The 16,724-nt window shown below is 32.8% G+C and carries 15 protein-coding genes and 3 pseudogenes; 14 read left to right on the forward strand and 4 right to left on the reverse strand.

The window, feature by feature from the left end; genetic code table 11:
- Nucleotides 1-245 precede the first annotated feature (245 nt).
- Nucleotides 246-2,413, reverse strand: a pseudogene (locus tag ACQ9BO_RS22830) (TonB-dependent receptor).
- A 141-nt stretch (nt 2,414-2,554) separates the two neighbouring features.
- Here ACQ9BO_RS22830 and ACQ9BO_RS22835 point away from each other — a divergent pair.
- The 13 genes and pseudogenes from ACQ9BO_RS22835 to ACQ9BO_RS22895 all read left to right on the forward strand — a co-directional run bounded on the left by ACQ9BO_RS22835 (nt 2,555) and on the right by ACQ9BO_RS22895 (nt 11,361).
- Nucleotides 2,555-3,013 carry a DinB family protein gene (locus tag ACQ9BO_RS22835; protein WP_431242608.1) on the forward strand — a complete coding sequence of 153 codons (459 nt, stop codon included), beginning with the start codon at nt 2,555-2,557 and terminating at the stop codon, nt 3,011-3,013.
- Nucleotides 3,014-3,105: 92 nt separating this feature from the next.
- A complete protein-coding gene (locus ACQ9BO_RS22840; RefSeq protein ID WP_431242609.1) occupies nt 3,106-3,540 on the forward strand; it encodes a YciI family protein in 435 nt (144 codons plus the stop codon).
- A gap of 27 nt (nt 3,541-3,567) precedes the next feature.
- A pseudogene (locus tag ACQ9BO_RS22845) lies at nt 3,568-4,144 on the forward strand (sugar O-acetyltransferase).
- Complete coding sequence (gloA2, locus tag ACQ9BO_RS22850; RefSeq protein WP_320568363.1) at nt 4,144-4,533, forward strand: SMU1112c/YaeR family gloxylase I-like metalloprotein; 390 nt, start codon at nt 4,144-4,146, stop codon at nt 4,531-4,533. The pseudogene ACQ9BO_RS22845 and the gene gloA2 overlap by 1 nt, the downstream one beginning before the upstream one ends.
- Before the next feature lie 352 nt (nt 4,534-4,885).
- Nucleotides 4,886-6,190, forward strand: a complete 1,305-nt coding sequence (locus tag ACQ9BO_RS22855; protein WP_431242610.1) for a chloride channel protein — start codon at nt 4,886-4,888, stop codon at nt 6,188-6,190.
- Nucleotides 6,191-6,273: 83 nt separating this feature from the next.
- Complete coding sequence (locus ACQ9BO_RS22860) at nt 6,274-6,873, forward strand: HPP family protein (RefSeq protein ID WP_320568365.1); 600 nt, start codon at nt 6,274-6,276, stop codon at nt 6,871-6,873.
- Nucleotides 6,874-7,065: 192 nt separating this feature from the next.
- Nucleotides 7,066-7,608, forward strand: a complete 543-nt coding sequence (locus ACQ9BO_RS22865; protein WP_431242611.1) for an IS1096 element passenger TnpR family protein — start codon at nt 7,066-7,068, stop codon at nt 7,606-7,608.
- A gap of 96 nt (nt 7,609-7,704) precedes the next feature.
- Complete coding sequence (locus tag ACQ9BO_RS22870) at nt 7,705-8,064, forward strand: four helix bundle protein (protein ID WP_431242612.1); 360 nt, start codon at nt 7,705-7,707, stop codon at nt 8,062-8,064.
- Nucleotides 8,065-8,108: 44 nt separating this feature from the next.
- Nucleotides 8,109-9,166: pseudogene (locus tag ACQ9BO_RS22875) on the forward strand (nucleoid-associated protein).
- Between the two features lie 191 nt (nt 9,167-9,357).
- On the forward strand, nt 9,358-10,047 hold the full coding sequence (locus tag ACQ9BO_RS22880; protein WP_431242613.1) for a hypothetical protein: 690 nt from the start codon (nt 9,358-9,360) through the stop codon (nt 10,045-10,047).
- Nucleotides 10,035-10,394 carry a hypothetical protein gene (locus ACQ9BO_RS22885; RefSeq protein ID WP_431242614.1) on the forward strand — a complete coding sequence of 120 codons (360 nt, stop codon included), beginning with the start codon at nt 10,035-10,037 and terminating at the stop codon, nt 10,392-10,394. The genes ACQ9BO_RS22880 and ACQ9BO_RS22885 overlap by 13 nt, the downstream gene beginning before the upstream one ends.
- An 11-nt stretch (nt 10,395-10,405) precedes the next feature.
- Entirely contained in the window at nt 10,406-10,840 is a 435-nt protein-coding gene (locus ACQ9BO_RS22890; RefSeq protein ID WP_431242615.1) for a hypothetical protein, read from the forward strand.
- 41 nt (nt 10,841-10,881) lie between these two features.
- Nucleotides 10,882-11,361: a hypothetical protein gene (locus tag ACQ9BO_RS22895; protein ID WP_431242616.1), complete on the forward strand. Its 480-nt coding sequence runs from the start codon at nt 10,882-10,884 to the stop codon at nt 11,359-11,361.
- A 65-nt stretch (nt 11,362-11,426) separates the two neighbouring features.
- Here the strand turns inward: ACQ9BO_RS22895 and ACQ9BO_RS22900 are convergent, their stop codons facing one another.
- Nucleotides 11,427-12,008: a TetR/AcrR family transcriptional regulator gene (locus ACQ9BO_RS22900; RefSeq protein ID WP_431242617.1), complete on the reverse strand. Its 582-nt coding sequence runs from the start codon at nt 12,006-12,008 to the stop codon at nt 11,427-11,429.
- Between the two features lie 72 nt (nt 12,009-12,080).
- Nucleotides 12,081-12,833 (reverse strand): SDR family oxidoreductase, encoded by a 753-nt coding sequence (locus ACQ9BO_RS22905; protein WP_431242618.1) that lies wholly within the window; start codon nt 12,831-12,833, stop codon nt 12,081-12,083.
- Nucleotides 12,834-13,062: 229 nt separating this feature from the next.
- Here ACQ9BO_RS22905 and ACQ9BO_RS22910 point away from each other — a divergent pair, with 229 nt between their 5' ends.
- A complete protein-coding gene (locus tag ACQ9BO_RS22910; protein WP_431242619.1) occupies nt 13,063-15,432 on the forward strand; it encodes a GAF domain-containing protein in 2,370 nt (789 codons plus the stop codon).
- Between the two features lie 86 nt (nt 15,433-15,518).
- Here ACQ9BO_RS22910 and ACQ9BO_RS22915 read toward each other — a convergent pair whose 3' ends face one another.
- Nucleotides 15,519-16,706 (reverse strand): Pycsar system effector family protein, encoded by a 1,188-nt coding sequence (locus ACQ9BO_RS22915; RefSeq protein WP_431242620.1) that lies wholly within the window; start codon nt 16,704-16,706, stop codon nt 15,519-15,521.
- Between the last annotated feature and the right edge of the window lie 18 nt (nt 16,707-16,724).

Here is a 16,724-nt window from a genome sequence, read left to right on the forward strand (position 1 = left end):
GACAGAGGTTTTATTTTTTTAATTTATTTAAGATTCAAAACTTTGAACCTTTGTTACTTTGTTTCTTTGTTCCTTTTAATTTACACTTCAAAAGTATGTTGGTTTTTAGTCTTTTAAAATTAAATGATACCGAGTTGTCGAATTTGGTTACTGAATTGTTTTTTTAAGATGCTAAGGTTCTGAGGGGCTAAGGTTCTGAGCTTTTTCCCTTAGAACCTTAGTATCTTAGAACCTCAGAACCTTTTTTAAAGATTCTTCAACTGATTCTCTTTTTTATCTTGGCTGATGGTCCAGAAGAAACCTACGAAGAAAAATCGATCAGCAGTTGGCACTACGGCTTGTCTTTGATAATTTCCAGTTGCGTCTGGCGTTCTTGCGTAATCGTATCCAAAAATATTTTGTGTTCCTAAAACATTTGAAACCGAGAAATAAAGGATTTTTTGTGTTGTCAATAAATACGCCCAGTTGAAACTCAAACTATTATATGATTTTGTTTTTCCGTTCATGAATTGTGTTTGGTTTGGATCATTGTACGGACGACCTGAACTGAAACTGTTTGTAAAACCAACTTGTGATTTCCAGTCCGTAATAAAATATTTTGTTACAACAGACAAACTATGATTGGCGATAAAACTCGGTGTTGCCATTGTTGGAAAGTTTTTATATTGTCTCTCTGAATCAATGTACGAATACGAAATCCAATATTCTAAGTTTTTATACAAATTGCTGTCTCTCCAAAACAAATCGATCCCTTTTGCATATCCTGAACCGTTATTATTGAAAACCGAATTGTATTGGATATCTCTCGTATTATACTGAACTAAATTGTCATACTCTTTATAATAAGCTTCGGCTCTAAAAGTTTGTCCTGGTTTTGTAAATTGATAATTCAAAATATAATGTCTCGCTTTTTCGCTCTCAAACTGATGGTATTTTGAATATTTGATATAATCGACAACAGGCGTTTGCGAAAAATCTCCATAAGCAAAAGAGAACTGACTACTTTTTGAAACTTTATAAGCTAATGAAGCTCTTGGCGCAAAATTGTTTTCATTCAGCAAACTATTGTTTGAATATCTCAAACCAACTTTCATTGCCAGTTTTTTAGAAAATAAAATATCTCCTTCGGCGTAAGCCGCAAAAATGTTAGAATCGTAACCGTTTGCAACATTAATAGAAATATCATCATCGACATTTTCATTGAATTTTGTAATGAAATAATCAGTACCAAAAGACAATTTGAAATAGTTTGAAACTTTTTTCTGCAATTTTAATTTCAGTTGAGCTGACTGTTTTCGTTGTTGTCAACATCAGTGATATTGTAAGTGATTTTATTTTTGCTGTAACCGTAACTAATTCCAGAAGTCAATTGCCAACCTGTTCCAAAAGTTCCTTTATAAGAAGAATTTAGGTAGAAATTATTATTGTTCATATCCGTTCTTATCGGATTTTCGAAATTGACATTCTTCTGATTCAAATCAAATTTTTCTGAGTCGAAAGAAGCATATAATTTGAAGATTCCGTTTGTAAAATTGTATCTGTAAACCGTTTCTCCACCAAGTGATTGATACGGATTATTCCAATCCACATTTTGAGGAATTACAGCTTGATAAGGCGCTAGATTTACATACATCATGTTTACGCTCAACGAACTTTTCTTGAATTTTTGTGTATTTCCTAATCCTAAACCAACAGTCATAAATGAAATATCAGTTTTTTCGTGATCTGCTTCATCCTGAGTATTCAAAAGCAAAACACTGGATAAAGCTTCTCCATATTCTGCTGAATAACCTCCGGTAGAAAATGCAATTCCGCTAAACAAGAAAGGAGAAAATCGGCTTCTTGTAGGCAAATTATTTGTGGTTGCTCCGTAAGGTTGTGCAACTCGAATTCCGTCAACAAAAGTCTGCGTTTCGCTAGCTTCACCTCCACGAACAAACAAACGCCCATCCTCGCCTACATTCTGTGTTCCTGGCAAAGTCTGCAAAGCGGCAACAATATTTCCTGCAGAACCTGCAGTTGTTACAATATCTAAAGGTTTTAAAACCGAAACTCTCGCTTTGTCACCAGACTCTAGTGTTCCGGCCGTAATTACAACAGCATCTAGCGTGTTAACATTTTCTCTTAATTTGATCACTTGATCTTTATAATTTGCAACGTCAATTTCTTGTTTGAAAGTTTCAAAAAGTAAAAAACTAACCACGATAAATTTATTTCCTGTTTCACTGGTTTGAAAAGAAAAATCTCCAGTTTCAGAACTTGTTGCTCCGTCATAAGTTCCATCAATATAAATATTTGCTCCAGCAACTGGTTTTCCTTTTTGATCTACTACTTTTCCTGAAATCGTATTTTGAGCAAAAGTTAAAGCTGTAAAAAATAAAAAGCTTATTGTAAAAAATAATTTGGTTTTCATGTCATCTTTGGTTTTTGATGAAGCAAATGTATTTTAACAATTAACGTTAAAAAATATATAATAACCCAATTGTAGAATTTCGAGGATGAGTTGTAAAATACTAATTTGTATATTAGCTAGGAATTCCAAAATCACCTAATTATGTCAGAAAATAAAAGAATTTCAAATTTATATCAATCTGTTTATGACGGAAATCCTTTTTTAGAGGTTACTCTTGCGGGCACTTTAAAAAATGTGACAGCAAAACAGGCTTACCATAAAATAAACCCAAACTTGAACACCATTTGGGAAATTGTAAACCATTTAATTCAATGGAGAAGAAATATTTTACAGCGTATGCAGGGCGAAACCATTATTACTCCAGATCACAATTATTTTGTCCCTGTTTTAGATCCTTCTGAAGTCGCTTGGGAGCAGTCGCTTCAAACTTTAGCAAAATCACAAGAAGCTTGGAATGCTTTTTTTGAAGATTTTAGTGATGAACATTTGTCTAAAATTTACATCAATAACGGTCATACTTACTATGAACATCTTCACGGAATTATTCAGCATGATGTTTATCACTTAGGACAGATTGTTATTTTGAAGAAGTTGCTTTAATACATTGTTTATATCATTCCGAAGAAGGAGACGCGGAATGACGATATTGAGAATAATTTTAAGATATTATAAATTTAAACTTGAATTGTCATATGAAAAATTCACTTTTTATTTTCGCTTTTTTCCTGATAAGCGCAATTGGATTTTCTCAGAAAACCGAAGTCAAATATGACGAAAAACTGGCAAAATCTCTAAACGCCGATGAATACGGAATGAAGAAATACGTTTTTTGCCTTTTAAAATCAGGAAGCAATACGACGGCTTCTAAAGAAGAAACCCAAAAACTTTTTGAAGGCCATATGGCTAATATCAACAAATTGGCCAAAGAAGGAAAACTTGCTGTAGCCGGCCCTTTCATGAAAAACGATCGAAATTATCGCGGCATCTATATCTTTAATGTTGAAACTATTGAAGAAGCCAAAGCGCTTGTTGCCACTGATCCGGCAATAAAAGCAAATTTACTCGAAGCCGAATTAACGCCTTGGTATTGTTCTGCGAGCATTACAGGAAATTCCGAAAATGCATGAAAAAATTGCCAAGACGAAAATGTAAATATGAAAACAGAAAAAGAAAAAATGATCTCTGGCGAATATTACAATGCCTTTGATCCTGAATTGGTAAAAGGCCGTCGTGCCGCAAAAAACCTTTTGCACAGCTTAAACGTAAAAGAATATCGAGTTACCAAAAAAGCAAAAGAAATTTTGGCAAGCACTGGTTCCAAATGCTGGAGCTGGTTTTTACATCGAACCTCCTTTTCATTGCGATTACGGTTATAATATTTTCTGTGGAGAAAACGTTTATTTCAACGTGAATTGTGTTGTTCTGGATTGCGCGCCTGTAACTATTGGATCAAATGTATTTATTGCGCCAAATGTTCAAATTTATACCGCCTCGCATCCGCTTGATGCTGAATTACGAAAATCCCTGGAAAATGCTTATGCTGTTACAATTGGCGATGATTGCTGGATTGGCGGAAACTCAGTTATCTGTCCAGGCGTTACAATTGGAAAAGGTTGTGTTATTGGCGCTGGATCTGTTGTCACAAAAGACATTCCAGACAATTCGCTCGCTGTTGGAAATCCAGCAAAAGTTATTCGAAAATTAAATCAAGAACCTGAATCCAAAAAATAATGCTTACCCTTAATAAAGTCCATCATATTGCCATTTTATGTTCCGATTACGAAAAATCGAAACACTTTTACACTCAGATTTTAGGTTTAACGATTATCAGAGAAATCTATCGTGAAGAACGCCAATCTTATAAATTAGATTTGGCTTTGAATGGTTCTTATGTTGTCGAATTATTTTCATTTCCAAATCCGCCGCAAAGACCTTCTCGACCTGAAGCGGTTGGTTTGCGCCATTTGGCTTTTGAAGTAATTAATCTAGAAGAAACGATTGCTTTTTTAAATTCAAAAAATATAGAATCGGAACCGATAAGAATTGATGAAACGACTGAAAAGCGTTTTACTTTTATTGCTGATCCTGATTTATTGCCGATTGAGTTTTATGAGCGTTAGGCTTTTTTTATGCCACGAAGGCGCTAAGACGCAAAGATATTTTACTTTTAAAGATTGAATTGCGTCCAGCTTTAGCTGGATGATCACAAGAATTATATTAACAAGGCTTTAGCCAAACATACAAATTGTTTGGCTAAAGCCTTTTACTTTTCAATTTTTATACCTCCAGCTAAAGCTGGAGGCAATTCAATTCGCCGTAGAAGAAAACTTAAAAAACTTTGCGTCTTACCGCCTTTGTGTCAAAACCTCGATACGAAAGCTTTTCTTACTAATAACCATTTTAACACACTAAATTCAAGATTTCCTATAAAAAACCGAATTTGATGCTTAATTTTGTAATCCGCAGAAAAAAATGCGGAATCTTCAAATTCAAAATGATGAACAAAACGGCGCAAATCAAAAAAATCATCAATTAATCAAACTTCGAAAATTAGTTATTGTTTCTCTTTTAATTGGCTTTCTTTCCGCTTTCCTTGGAATATCTTTAAAAAGAATAACAGAATACTACGAACACATTTTCTTTCACGAAGTATCGGTTCACCCTATATTTTACATCATCTTTCCAGTTTTTGGTTTGTCAGTAATTTATTTTTTAAGACAATACCTTTTTAAGAAAAAAGAAAACAAAGGGATAAAAGAAGTTTTTGAAAGTACAGCATCAAAATCTAAAAATCTTCCTTCATACAAAATTCCATCGCACTTTATAAACGGATTATTGACTGTTATTTTTGGAGGTTCAACTGGAATCGAAGTTTCTACAGTTGTTGCTACAGCGACGATTGGTTCAGTTGCTCATGAAAAAGAAAATGTCTTCCGTCAATACAAAACCGAATTAATCTGCGCGGGCGTTGCGGCAGGTGTTACAGCACTTTTCAGCAGTCCAATTGCGGGAATTTTATTTGCTTTTGAAGTTATTTCTAGAAAAGTTACACGTGCTTTTGTTATTTCAAATGTCATTGCGGTTTCAATTGCATTTGGTTTATTGACCATTTTAAAAGAAGAACCATTATTTGCAGTATCTATTACAACTTGGCATTTAAAAGCAATTCCGTATTTTATTCTTTTGGGAATTTTGGCCGGAATAAATTCTGTTTATTTGACTAAATGCGTTCTATTCATTAAATCACAATTCGGAAAAATAGATACACATTATTATAAAATCTTAATTGGATCTGCCGTTTTAAGTATTTCGCTTTTCTTTTTTCCACAATTATATGGAGAAGGTTATCACGCGATAAAGGGGATTTTTGGAAATGCATCAGAAATTCAGTTAACAATAACTTTAGCTTTCACTTTTATTGGAATATTGATTTTAAAACCAATTGTAACTTCAATAACCTTGGCTTCTGGAGGTGATGGAGGTGTTTTTGCACCGAGTTTATTTATTGGAGCTTTTTTAGGATTATTATTAGCTTCCATCTTGAACAGCTTTTTCCATGTAAATGTAATTCCAGTTAACTTTATGATTATCGGAATGGTCGCGGTTTTGAGCGCCAGTATTCATGCGCCGTTTACAGCAATTTTCCTAGTTTGCGGATTGACAAATGACTATACTTTGTTTTTGCCAATTCTTGTAGTTTGCTTGATTTCAAAATACACTGCAAAAATGATTTATCCTTATACCGTATATAGTTACACTCCAAGCTTGACGAAATAATCTTAAAAAATAAGCATTTGCAAAAAATAAGCTCTAGCAAAGTATATTTAAAAACATAACGAGCAAAATAATACCGCAATACTATGCCTGTTCAAAAAATAAAAAGAAGCTACAGAAAGACACGCTACATTTTATACAAAGAAACTTTAGTAGATTATAAAGAACATTTTTGGTCATTTCTAGGGTCTTTTGTCGGCATTGGAATTCTGGCTTATCTTGAGTCTTCCCACTTTTACGGATCGGATGTTGTTTTCTTAATTGGCTCTTTTGGAGCATCAAGTGTTTTAGTTTATGGCATCATCCAAAGTCCGTTTTCGCAACCTCGCAATTTAATTGGAGGTCATTTGATTTCAGCTTTTATTGGCGTTACAGTTGGCAAACTCGTTCCTGATATTGTCTGGTTAACGGCTCCGCTTGCTGTTTCGCTTTCTATTATTTTTATGCAGATTACCAAAACACTGCATCCGCCAGGAGGCGCAACGGCTTTAATTGCTGTTACAGGTTCTGCACAAATTAAAGGCTTGGGATACATGTATGTGATTTCACCTGTTTTAACCGGAGTTCTAATTTTATTTGTAACGGCTCTTATTTTTAATAATATGACTTCCAGCAGAAGTTATCCTAGCCACAGTACTTATCATAAACATTATCATAAGATTCGAAAAAGATTGACTGGGAAGTAATCTCTATTTTTTGTCGTACTATCACCCTGAGCGGAGTCGAAGGACTTTCCTATCGGTACGGGCTTCGACTTCGCTCAGCCTGACAAACTACCTGACAATTAATATTTTAAAATCTTTTCAACAAATCGTAATTCAAAATTCGTATTTCGTTTTTTATATTTTACCTTTGACCTCTCAATAAAAACAAAGATTATGGTTTATAAATTTAGAGTTATTCTAGACGCCGAAGAAGATATTTTCAGAGACATTGCAATTCTTGAAGATGATACACTTGAGGATTTACACAATGCAATCTTCAATTCTTTTGGCTTTGACGGTTCAGAAGTAGCTTCATTTTATACTTGTGATGATACTTGGAACCAAGAAGATGAAATTCCGCTTTTTGATACAGGAGATGTTCCTGGCGAAATAAGAACCATGAACGATTATCCATTATCTAGTATTTTAGACAAACAGAATACTAAGATTATCTACGTTTATGACTTCATCAGCATGTGGACTTTCTTAGTCGAATTGGTCGCTATCGAAGATGAAGCTGTTGGAGCAACGTACCCAGAAACTTTATATTCTCACGGTGAAATGCCAGCAGACGCTATCGAAAAAAACTTTGAAGCTGATGACATGCACGATGATATCTACGGAGAATTTGAAGATGACCTAGACGAAGACGATCTTGACATGTTCGAAGGCGATGACAGCTTCGAAGATTATGGATTTGAGGAGAATTGGAATTAATTTAAGGTTCTAAGGTTCTGAGACGCTAAGGTTCTAAGGTTTTTATTTTTGAAAGTTTTTTCCTATTTTTAATTCTTCGAATTAAAAATATTAAGCATGAGCAATTTTAAAACTTTATTGGTTTGGCAGAAATCTATGACCTTGATTACCAAAATTTATTCCTTAACAAACAAATTTCCCAAAGAAGAAGTCTTCGGATTAACTTCACAAATTAGACGTAGTTCGATTTCTATTCCGAGTAATATTGCAGAAGGATTTGGCAGAGAAAGTGATAAAGAACTTTTACGCTTTTTAAACATTTCTATAGGATCATTATTCGAAATGCAGACTCAGCTAGAAATTGCAAAAAATATATCTTACTTAAAAGAAGACGATTTTAACAACTTATATGAGGACAGTCGCGAAGTTGAAAGAATGTTAGTTTCTTTTATTAAAAAAATAAAAGAACGAAACTAAACCTTAGTACCTTAGCTTCTCAGAACCTCAGAACCTTTACACACATGATAAATCTTTTCAACACCCACATCGACACGCTTTCGATACACCGCGTAGGAAACAAGAGCCGTAACGAAGCTATTTTTTTATCAGAGCAACCATTTAATCTTAATGATGAAATTGTTCCTTTGATAAAAGAATTCTTTTTAAGCCCTTTAGAGAAAAAGAAGAAAACTATTATCAGTTTGCGCACGAAGTGGACTTGGATTACAACGACATGTTTAAATATGCAACTGAGATTTTTGCTAATCCGTCAAATGTTCATGAGGTTTCTAAAAACATCACAAAACATTTATTTGAGCAGTCAAATCATCCGCATATTAAAAACGGAGAAGTTTATGTAACTTATTTGACCAACTTAAGCATTGATAATAATGTTGTTGATGCAATTGGAATTTTCAAAAGCGAATTACAAGCAGACTTTTTACAGTTTGAAGAAAACGGAAGTAACCTTGAAATGATTCTACAACAAGGAATCAACTTGAGCAAATTAGACAAAGGATGTTTGATTTTCAACTATAAAAAAGAAGAAGGATACAAAATCTTAACTGTAGATAGCAACCGTTACGATGCGCGTTACTGGTTAGAGCACTTTTTATCTGTTGATGCTTTTGAAGATGAAAATTTCATCACAAAAAAATATTTAAAATTCTGTCAAAACTTCGCAAAAGACGTTGTTTTGCCAGCAGAAGACAAGAAAGAGGAAGTAATGTTTATGAACCGATCTGTGAATTATTTCGCTAAAAATGATCAGTTTGAAGAGCAGAATTTCTTGAATGAAGTACTAGACAATCCTGATTTGATTCCTGAATTTAAAAACTATAAAGTTGATAAAGGAGAAAAATACAGCATCGAAGATGTTACCTCATTCCCTATTGCCAACGCAGCAGTTTCTGACGCTAGAAAATCGATTAAAAACGTAATTAATTTGGATACTCATATTCAAATTAAAATGGATTTTATTAATCCAGAAAGCGCAGAAAAATTTGTTGAAAAAGGCTGGGATGAAGAAAAACAAATGTATTACTACTTAGTTTACTTCAACAAAGAAGAGAAAAACTAAGGGTTTTCATTTTCTATTACTTACTTACTAAAACAGAAAACGGCAGTTACAAATGTAACTGCCGTTTTTTATTGCACTAAGATTTTTCAAAACTATTGATTATAAAATTGTAGGTTATTTAACAAGTTTTTATATATTCGCCAACAACAATATTTAACCCAAAATCACCTACTTAAACCTACAGCCTCAATATGAGAATATTTTTCGGCACTCGAAATTTTAAAATCAAAGATATTTATCCTCACGAAATTGGCCTCAGCAACAATATTGGCTATACAATTGAAATTCGCCAAAAATATTTTCACATTTACTGGATTCCTTTTTTCGGAACTGGAAAAATTTGGGGAATAAGAAAAGATGGAGAATTATACGAACTTCCGGTAGAATATATTCGCGAAATAAAAAGGCGAAATATCAAGGTACGTAGTCCTTGGTACACTTATTCCATTCCGCTATTAGTCTGTTTTGGATTTTTTGCTTATTACCTAAATGAAAAAATTAAGGAACATAATTATGAAAAACAGAATATTGAAAATTTTTCGCAAAATGTCGTGAAATTAACTAAAGACATTGATGATCCTACCACAAATCAATTCTATACACTTCAAGATACAAAAGACAACTCTTCGGATGCGATAATGTACCTGAAGGTTGAAAAAATCTATCATGATAAAATTATGTTTAGTCTCATTCCGGGGTTCTTTCTTAATTCATCGCAATTAGAATTAGAAGAATGTTATAATGACAACAAAGGCAACTTAGACACGATTTCTATCTCAAAAGCGCTCTTAAAAAAAGCATTGAATCTCGATTATGAAACTTCAAAAGATTATAGTTATAAAGGTCAAGATTTGTTGGGTTCAAAAAAATGTATGCGATAACTTCAATCGAAAAGAAATTTGAACCAAAAATCAACATCACGCAAACCTATATTGATTATAAAATAATTCAAATCGAATTAACGAACAGTAGCAGTGCTTTTAAAATTTTATCTATTAAGAACATCTCAAATTCGATACTATGGAATGCAAAATTACCCATGGAAATAAGTGCCGGAACAGCATCAAAACCAACTAAATTCATTCTGGAAAATACTGAAAACAGCAAATTCTCTTTCTACGGAAACAATAGATACAGTGCCGAAATAAAAATCCTGGACTCGAATAATATCGAATACACCTACCTAATCAGTGGAACAGGCACCATGAATTCAATCGAAAAAACTTAAACCCCAAAATCATGAACTTTAGCAACCTAAAATGGTATTTATTCGCAGTAATTACAGTTTTTCTTTGTTTTTATTTAATTCCTGAAACTCAGTACAACGCGAGTGGATGGGCAATCGGAATTGTAACTTCTCTATTAGTTGCATTTTTTATTTTTCTTGGCATCGCCGGGATTAATTCCCTTTCTGAATTATCCTATTTTAATTCAGAAAATCCAAATGCAGGCAATCCATTGATGTATATAGTGCCTATTGCTACATTTCTTTTCGGATCAATTATCATCAATAGTAATTTTAGTGGTCGTTTGGAGAAAAAATCAAAAAGGAAGGTGTTTTTGGAACTGCCACTATTGACAGCGGTTTTTCTGAAACAACCGAATCGTCTCGTAGTGGTTCTCATACCGAATATACGCTTTCACTTACTTTTACCTCTGCTGATAATAAAGTAAATAAAGTTGTAACCGATATTTCATCAGAAGCGTATCGAAAAGTGGGTGTTGGATTAGAGGTAGAAATTATTTATTTACCGCAAAATCCACAAATTTTCAGGGTTTTGGTTGATGACGAAAGCATCAAAAATTTTAAAAACATATCTAACAGAAGTTTAGAATTCAAGGATTTAGAAAAATTTATTACTGTAAAAGATGCGACCAATTTAGAAAAATCTCTGAAACAAATTAGTGGCGGATGGAAACCACAAGAAAGTGAAATTGGTGGATTCGGATTCATCAATAACCTTAAAAAAGAACTTGTTTTTGTTCATCCATCAAGCAAACTGTTGCTTTATGTACATGATCGAGATTTTGTATTAGGTGATTTTAAAATACCAAAAGAACATGTTATCAAAGAATTGAAAGACTCTACCGGTATTCAATACGAAACCGACAAATATTTTATAAAGATGCGCAACAAACACACAGAAGGAAACGTTATGTCAGTCCTAGAAAACGTTACCATACAATTAAAATAATTTTTGATCCATATAAAAAACGGCAGTTACAAATGTAACTGCCGTTTTTTATTGCATCCGACTTTCTAAAACAAAGCGAAAATTGATTTTAAAATATCATCATAAACTTGCTTGTCTCTCTCGCCTGCTCTCGCCAAAACTCGAATTCCCGAATAATTATTAAAGATAAAACGAGCTAATGATCGCGCTTCTTGCTTATCAGAAATTTGCCCTAAATCTTGCCCTTTTTTGATCGCTTGGCAAAAAATATCTTCGACCGTTTTCTGATTATCGTGAACAATTTTTGCAATTTCAGGATCGTGCATCGCCAATTCGACTGATGAATTTACCATAAAACAGCCTTTTGTGATTCGGTCTTGCAGACTTTCGACAACTGCTTGTTTAAAGATTTCAGTAAAAGCCGTTTTTATATTTGCGACATTTCCTAAAAACTCTTTAAGAATGTCATGATTTTGTCGCTGATATCTTTTTAATGATTTTACAAAAAGTTTTTGCTTATCTCCAAAAGTATCATACAAACTCGAACGGCTTAATCCTAAATGATTCACCAAATCCTGAGCCGAAGTTCCGTTGTAACCTTTGTGCCAAAAAATCTCAATTGCTTTATCTAAAGCCTGATCTTCGTTAAATTCTTTTGTTCTAGCCATCGCTTCAAAATTAAATTCATTTGCAAAGATATCAAAAATACGGAACAATCGTTCCTGAATTAGTCAAAAAAATTATACAACAGCATTAACAGTAAGTCCACCGTCAACTACAATTTCAGTTCCAGTAATGAATGATGAATCATCTGAAGCTAAAAAAGCTACTGTTTTTGCAATTTCAGCAGATTGAGCAAAACGTTTCAATAATATCTTTTCACCAAGAACAGTTCCAAAACCTTCAACTTCTTCTTTCTGCAAACCTAATTTTCCATATAAAGGAGTTTCAACTGGACCAGGAGATACAGCATTTACTCTGATTTTTCTTGAAGCCAATTCTACGGCAAATACTTTATTAAAAGATAGAACTGTCGCTTTACTTGCCGCATAAACACTTGAATTTGGCATTCCTAAATGAGCATTTACTGAAGTATTAAAAATAATAGAACCACCGTCGTTTAAAATTGGCAATAATTTTTGCACTGTAAAATAAACTCCTTTTGTATTTACATTCATAATAGAATCATAATGATCTTCTGGAGCTAATTCAACTGGAGCAAATGAAGCAATACCTGCATTCAAAAATACGATATCAATTTTTCCAAATTTTGCTTTTACTTCTTCAACTAAATTGTCGATCGATTTCAAATCAGATTGATCTGCAACAAATCCGGTAACATTTAATTCTTTTTCTGCTTTAACAAGAGCTTCTTCATTTCTTCCTGTTACAATTACTTTTGCGCCTTTTGACACTAATTCAGTCGCTGCTGCATATCCAATTCCACTGTTTCCACCTGTTACTATGGCAACTTTGTTTTCTAAATTTTTCATTTTATTTGTTTTTTAAGTTATTGATTATTCAATTATTATGGTACAAAGATATAATAACGGAACGATCGTTCCGTTATTATCGTTGTTAATTTTTTGTTAAATTTAAAGCCATTTAATTCCAACCCTTTATTTATAAAGGAAATAACTATCAAACCATAAACGAAAGAAATTATAAAATGTCGGCAATTCTTAATATTTGCTTAATTTTGTATTCCTAAAACAAAAATAGATGGAACGTCTTTTACCACATGAAAGTCCATTCGAAACCATAATCTCATTTCATAAGTTAATTGAATCTTTTGAGGAAATTGCTTTATCTAATGTTGATTATAGATCTAATTACGCCAAAGCAATTTTAAAAGAAGTTGAAGCTTTTCCGGAATTCAGAACTGGAATTCATGACTATAATATCATCAAAAACAACGAAGGTTTAATAAAAAATATAGTTGCCGATTTATTTCCTACTGCATTGACACAAAACGAAATAAAGGCAATCACTATTCCTTTTCAAAATATTTCATTCAATTACACAGAACGCTTCAAAAAAATTCTGCGCAATGCTGGAGATGAATTCTACATGGAAATTCGTGATTTTGATGATCACCAATTTTACATCAACAACTGCTGTTTGATTTTGAGCTATTATTACAATCAGCAAATTGATTTCAACCGACCTTTTTTCTACGATATTCCAGACGAAAGAGGAATAGAAAGGCATTACAGGATTCTTTACAATGCTGATTTTATGGAAATCATGCCAACGGAAAGAGCAGTAGAATTAACACAAAACGATATTGACGAATTAATTGACAATTATAATGATATCGAATTATGGAAATCTAAATTTCCGCCTAGAAGTTGGGTTTTAAAAGGTTTTGGAATTGTTTCTTTATTTGACGCCACTACAGAAAGTGCCATTTCAAATCTAAAAAGCAATTTATTAAAACCTGATTCAACTCGTGTTACTTCAACTGACATTATTGAAGATATTTTTAGATCGATATTTAAAATTCCGAGTTTAAAAGTTGGTTTCATTATTTACAATCCAGAAGAAGAAAAATTCATCAGGCCAATTAAATTTGACAATCAGATGCAAAGTTTTCTTTTGAATACAGATGAAGAAGTCGATTGTAAAAATGCTTTTTTTGGCTGTTCATTTGAAAATCTTTTGCACAATAAAGAACCTTTTGTGATTTCCAATGTTGAAAAATTCATTGAGGAATCTCCAAATAAAAGACTCGGCGAGCATTTACTAAAACAAGGTATTAAAAGCTGTGTTTTTGCCCCAGTCATGAAAGACGAACAATTATTGGGAGTTGTAGAATTGGTTTCTGAGCATCCTAGAGACTTAAATAGTGTCAATGCGACAAAACTGGAGTTGATTCTTCCGTATTTAACGGATACGATTGATCGCTACAATACCGATATGCAACATCAAATTGAAGCGATTATTCAACGTGAATATACTACGATTCACCCTAGCGTTTATTGGAAATTCAGAAAAGAATCTCAGAATTATTTTCAGAATATCAATCATACAAAAGATTATATTTTTAAAGAAATTGTGTTTAAAAATGTATATCCGCTTTACGGACAAATCGATATCAAAGGTTCTTCAGAACATCGAAACGAAACCGTAAAAATTGACTTGAAAAATCAATTGACTGCTCTTTTGGAAATTTTTGATAATCAAAAACCGAATTCTAATTTGGTGCTTTTGGAACAAAGAAAATTTGAACTGGAATCACTTCGAAGCGAATTGGATTTTCCGCTAAAAGCAGATACCGAGCAACATATTCAGCGTTATATTGAAGAAGAAATTCATCCGATATTAAAAAACACAAAAGGCAACGCCAAAAATGAAGAATTAGAAGCTTTGTATTTTGAAAGTCTGGATGAAAAAACAGGCTTGTTTTATCAGGAAAGAAAGAAGTTTGATAACGCAATGTCTATCATCAACAAAAAATTGGCTTCGGTTTTAGATAAAAAACAATTAGATGCGCAACAAATTTATCCGCATTATTATGAGCGTTTTAAAACTGACGGAGTAGAACATAATTTATATATTGGCGCATCAATTTCGCCTACTAAGCCTTTCGACATCATGTATTTGCATAATTTAAGATTATGGCAATTGCAGACTTTATGCGAAATGGAATTAGAACATCATCAGCTTAAGGAATCACTTCCATATGAATTAGATGTTACGTCTTTAATATTAGTTTTTAGCGCACCACTTTCTATCCGTTTTAGAATGGATGAAAAACGTTTTGATGTTGACGGAACTTACAATGCAAGATATGAGGTCGTTAAAAAACGAATCGACAAATCGCATATTAAAGGAACAAACGAACGAATTACCGAGAAAGAGAAAATCACAATTGTTTATTCTCAAAACAATGAAGAAACAGAATACTTAAAATACATCAAGTATTTGCAACACAAAAAAATACTTGAACCTGCAATTGAGCAGTTTGAAGTAGAAGATCTTCAAGGTGTTTCGGGATTGAGAGCCATTCGCGTAAAAGTGATCAATAACACGACCAATTCAGCAACAAAAAAAATTACATACCAAGATTTATTAGATGAGCTCAACTAAACAGTTGAGCTTTTTTTCAAGTAAAGCTTTGTCAAAGTTTGTAACTTTGACAAAGCTTATTCGGTAATAAGGTTATTTTCTAAAAATTAAATCGATCTAAAAGCAATTACAAACGAAATCACTGTTATAATAATTCCAATCATAAAAAGATTGTAAGCAATTCGCAGTAAATTATACTTTCTCTGTAAAACCAATCCTAAGTAATACAAATCTTTGATCATTGTAGAATACAAATAATCTCGGTCTTTCATCATTTCATTCATTGCCCAATCATATTCTTCAAAAGGCATTTTATAAAAATTCCCAAAAAACATCAAGTTCACTTTTTTAGCTTCAACATCGTCACGCGTAAAAAATCCTGAAGTCACTTTTGGTCGCGTTGAAAGAATGGCAAAAATGATTGTCACAACACTCGAAATAAGCATTATAAATGTTGGAATAACCAAATGCGCATTTTTCGGGCTGTCTAATTTTGGAATAATAGATGAAAGTGCAATCGAAATAATAATGGCATTTACAGACAATAAAATATTCGCTTTACTGTCGGCAATGCCGCTTAAACGAGTATGATTTCCAAGAGTCACGCGAAATAAAGTGTCAATGCCGCGTTCTGGTTTATCAGCTTTTTCGGCTTTTTCTTTCTTTTTATTTTCATCTTCAATTGCCGAAGCCGCTTTCAATTCCTGTTTGTTTATTTTCTTCTGAATCAAAATGAGGTTTTTTTCTTTCAAAGGTTGCCATTTTCTTAACGCATAATCGGTATAAAAACGATGTTTATTCAATAGGAAATTTAAATTCTCTTTTGTCCATTCTGAATTTGAAAACGTCACAATCCCAGTATTTTTTAATTCTAAACGAAGCAATTCGCAAGTTGTAACATATTCTGTACCCATTAAATGCGCGTAATCAGCATCTTTTATGATTTTTTCTAAATGTGTTTTCGGCACATATTCCTTGGTCGTTGCCAAGATCAAACTTGAAACTTTTACTATAAATTCATCTGATTGTCCTTTTTCTTTCAAAAAAGCTGTAGCGATTTTTACACTTTTGTCTTCATGATTCTCATAACCCTCGATATATCCTGTATCATGAAACCATGCGGCGACTAAAAGTGCCTTTTTATCATCATCATCCACATCTTCTTTCTTGCATAACTCTTTTACCGCAGTAACTACTGTCAAAGTATGGTTAAAATTATGATAAGAATATAAATTAGAAAGTTTATCTTTGAGTAAATTACTAACGAAATCTTCGGACTGTTCTATTAGATTCATAAGAGAATATTTTAATAC

The organism is Flavobacterium sp. P21 (genome assembly GCF_050632225.1).
Lineage (GTDB): Bacteria > Bacteroidota > Bacteroidia > Flavobacteriales > Flavobacteriaceae > Flavobacterium.